This is a genomic window from Ruegeria sp. CL5, assembly GCF_056536485.1.
In genome coordinates, this window is record NZ_JBQFPS010000027.1 from 1 (window position 1) to 4,294 (window position 4,294).

Consider the following 4,294-nt stretch of genomic DNA (forward strand, 5'->3'; position numbering starts at 1 on the left):
ACGCACGCCTCTTCACGCTTTGCATGTTGAGTTGGGTGGTAAGTTGGTTGATTTTGCTGGGTGGGAGATGCCTGTTCAGTATCCATTGGGGATTATGGGGGAGCATAAGCAGTGCCGTGAGAAGGCGGCGGTGTTTGATGTGAGCCATATGGGTCAGGTGATCCTGAAGGGCGAGAATGTGGGCGAGAAGCTGGAAGCTTTGTGCCCGCAGGCCTATGCGACGTTGAAGGAAGGCAAGGCGCGGTACGGGTTCTTTACGAGCGCGGATGGCGGGATCATGGACGATTTGATCGTGTCGAATGCGGGCGATCACTACTTTGTGGTGGTGAACGCGGCGCTGCGGCATCAGGACATTCCGCATATGCGCGAACATCTCGACGGTGTTGAAGTGATCGAGATCTTCGACCGCGCGCTGGTGGCGGTACAGGGCCCTGCGGCGGAAAACGTTGTGGGCGAGCTCTGCCCTGCGGCGCGGGATCTGAAGTTCATGGAAACCACGGTGGCCGATATCAACGGTGTTGAATGCCGGATCTCGCGGCTGGGCTATACCGGCGAGGACGGGTATGAGATCTCGATCCCCGAGGACAAGGCGATTGAGATCACCAAGGCCTTCCTGGCGCATGAAGATTGCGAGGCGGCCGGTCTGGGCGCGCGCGACAGCCTGCGGCTTGAAGCCGGGCTGTGCCTTTATGGCAATGACATCGACCAGAGCACCTCGCCGATCGAGGCCTCCCTGGCTTGGGCGATCCAGAAGCGCCGCAAGGAAGAGGGCGGTTTCCCGGGCGCGGACCGTGTGCAGAAGGAACTGGCCGAAGGTCCCGCCAAAAAGCTGGTGGGCATCAAGCCCGAAGGCCGCGCACCGGCGCGTCAGGGCGTTGAGATCCAGTGCAGCAATGGCAATACAATCGGCCAGATCACCTCGGGCGTGTTTGGCCCCACCGTGGGTGGACCGGTGGCGATGGGCTATGTCGCGGCAGGTCATACCGAGCCGGGCGAGACGGTGAACCTGATCATCCGGGGCAAACCGCAACCGGCGCAGATCGTGGCGCTGCCCTTCGTCAAACAGAATTACAAGCGTTGAAGTCAGGAGAGAGAGACATGGCAACCTATTATTCCGAAGAACATGAATGGCTGGCTGTTGAGGGCGACACCGCCACGCTGGGCATCACCAAACACGCCGCCGAGCAGTTGGGCGACGTGGTGTTCGTGGAACAGCAGGAAGCAGGGGACGAGTTCGAAAAAGGCGGCGAGATCGGCGTGATTGAATCCGTCAAGGCCGCGTCCGAGCTTTATGCGCCGGTCGATGGCGAGATCACAGAGGTGAACGAGGCGCTGGCTGACAATCCTGGTTCTCTGAATGACGACCCCGAAGGCGAAGCCTGGATCTACAAGATCAAGATTGCGGATGCCTCGCAGCTCGAAGATCTGATGGATGAGGCCGGCTACAAGGCCTTCATCGGTTAACTCTCAATTGGGGCCCTGTTTCCGGGGCTCCGCCCGTTCGGGCCTGAAACTGTCCCCTGGACAGTTTCCAAGACGGCCCTCACCCCACGCCGGAGGCTCCCGCAGCCGCCGCCGGACCTGACCTATCCTTGAGGAGCGCAACGATGGCCTTCAAACTGACCGACTACGAAGCCTATGACTTCGCCAACCGCCGCCATATCGGGCCCAGCCCGACCGAGATGCGCGACATGCTCAAGGTGATCGGCTTCAAGACACTGGACGAGTTGATCGACGCCACCGTCCCGCCCGCGATCCGGCAGAAAGAGCCGCTGGACTGGGGCCCGGCGATGACGGAACGCGACGCTCTGTTCCACATGAAAGAAGTGGCGAGCAAGAACAAGGTTCTGACCTCGCTGATCGGTCAGGGCTATTATGGCACCACCACCCCGGCGCCGATCCTGCGCAACATCCTGGAAAACCCGGCCTGGTACACGGCCTATACGCCCTATCAGCCCGAGATCAGCCAGGGCCGCCTTGAGGCGCTGTTGAACTTCCAGACCATGGTCAGCGACCTGACCGGGCTGGATGTGGCCAACGCCTCGCTGCTGGACGAAGCCACAGCTGCGGCGGAAGCGATGGCCATGGCCAAGCGCGGCGGCCGGTCCAAGGCCAACAACGCGGCCTTCTTTGTCGACAAGAACTGCCACCCGCAGACCATCGCGGTGATCAAAACGCGCGCCGAGCCTCTGGGCATCGAGGTACAAGTCGCCGATCCGGATACGCTGGATGCGGGCGCGGTCTTTGGTGCGATCTTCCAGTATCCGGGCACGCACGGCCATGTGCGCGACTTCACATCGGAAATCGCCGCGCTGCACGAACACAAAGCCATCGCCATCGTCGCCGCTGACATCCTGTCGCTGGCGCTGCTGAAGTCACCGGGTGAGATGGGCGCGGATATTGCCATCGGCTCGACCCAGCGCTTTGGCGTGCCGATGGGCTATGGCGGGCCCCATGCTGCTTACATGGCGACCACAGACAAGCTGAAACGCTCGATGCCGGGCCGGATCATCGGTGTCAGCATCGACAGCCGCGGCAACAAGGCCTATCGCCTGGCCCTGCAAACCCGCGAGCAGCATATCCGCCGCGAGAAAGCCAACTCGAACGTTTGCACTGCGCAGGCGCTGCTGGCGGTGATTGCCTCGATGTATGCGGTGTATCACGGTCCCGATGGCATCAAGGCCATCGCGCAATCGGTGCACCGCAAGACCTCGCGCATGGCTGCCGGTCTGGAAGAGGCGGGCTTCTCGGTTGAACCCGAGGTATTCTTCGACACCATCACGGTCGAGGTTGGCCATCTGCAGAACGTCGTGATGGAGGCCGCAGTGGCCCGCGGCGTCAACCTGCGTAAAGTGGGCGACACGAAAGTGGGCATCAGCCTGGACGAACAGACCCGCCCCGAGACCATCGAGGCGGTCTGGGGGGCCTTTGGCATCGATCGCAAGGATGACAGCTCGAATAAGCAGTACCGCCTGCCGGATTACGCGCTGCGTGAAAGCGAATACCTGACCCATCCGATCTTCCACAAGAACCGGGCCGAGGCCGAGATCACCCGCTATATGCGCCGTCTGGCCGACCGCGACCTGGCGCTGGACCGGGCGATGATCCCACTGGGCTCCTGCACCATGAAGCTGAACGCCACGATCGAGATGATCCCGGTCACCTGGCCCGAGTTCGGCAATCTGCACCCGTTTGTGCCGCAAGATCAGGCGCAGGGCTATCACGAGATGATCGACGATCTGAACGACAAGCTGTGCCAGATCACCGGCTATGACGCGATCTCGCAGCAGCCCAACTCGGGCGCGCAGGGTGAGTACGCGGGCCTTCTGACCATCCGCAACTATCACTTCGCCCGGGGCGAAGGGCAGCGCAATGTCTGCCTGATCCCAACCTCGGCGCATGGCACCAACCCGGCCTCGGCCCAGATGGTGGGCTGGCAGGTTGTGCCGGTGCAGGCGGATGACAAGGGCAACATTGACCTGAACGACTTCCGCGCCAAGGCGGAAAAGCACTCGGATCATCTGGCCGCCTGCATGATCACCTATCCGTCCACCCATGGCGTGTTCGAGACCACCGTGCAGGAGGTCTGCCAGATCACCCATGATCACGGCGGTCAGGTCTATATCGACGGCGCCAATATGAACGCCATGGTGGGCCTGGCCCGTCCCGGCGATGTGGGCGGTGACGTCAGCCACCTGAACCTGCACAAGACCTTCTGCATCCCGCATGGCGGCGGTGGCCCCGGCATGGGTCCGATCGGTGTCAAGGCGCATCTGGAAGAGCACCTGCCCGGCCACCCGGAATACGGCACCGCCGTGGGCCCGGTCTCGGCGGCCCCCTTCGGGTCTCCGTCCATTCTGCCGGTCAGCTGGGCCTATGTTCTGCTGATGGGCGGCGCGGGTCTGACCCAGGCCACGAAAGTGGCAATCCTGAACGCCAACTACATCGCGGCGCGGCTCAAGGATGCCTATCCGATCCTCTACACGTCCGAGACCGGCCGGGTGGCACATGAGTGCATCCTCGACACCCGACCCTTGGACGAGGCCGCCCATGTCAGCGTCGATGACATTGCCAAACGTCTGGTCGATTCCGGCTTCCATGCTCCGACCATGTCCTGGCCGGTGGCCGGCACCTTGATGGTGGAGCCCACGGAATCAGAACCCATGGATGAGCTGGACCGCTTCTGCGACGCCATGCTGTCGATCCGGGCGGAAGCACAGGACATCATCGACGGCAAGATCGACGCGGAAAACAACCCACTGAAAAACGCCCCACACACGGTGCGCGATCTGGT

3 protein-coding genes are annotated in these 4,294 nt (G+C 62.3%); all 3 read left to right on the top strand.

Translation table 11 applies throughout. The features are described from left to right. Positions 1-1,081 (top strand): glycine cleavage system aminomethyltransferase GcvT (gene gcvT, locus ACR0IU_RS22185; protein ID WP_480717778.1); only part of this gene is annotated, 1,081 nt, incomplete at its 5' end. Positions 1,082-1,098: 17 nt separating this feature from the next. Continuing rightward, positions 1,099-1,464: a glycine cleavage system protein GcvH gene (gene gcvH, locus ACR0IU_RS22190; RefSeq protein ID WP_170471861.1), complete on the top strand. Its 366-nt coding sequence runs from the start codon at positions 1,099-1,101 to the stop codon at positions 1,462-1,464. 143 nt (positions 1,465-1,607) lie between these two features. Continuing rightward, positions 1,608-4,294, top strand: a 2,687-nt coding sequence (gene gcvP, locus ACR0IU_RS22195) for an aminomethyl-transferring glycine dehydrogenase (protein ID WP_480717779.1), incomplete at its 3' end; no start/stop codon positions are given.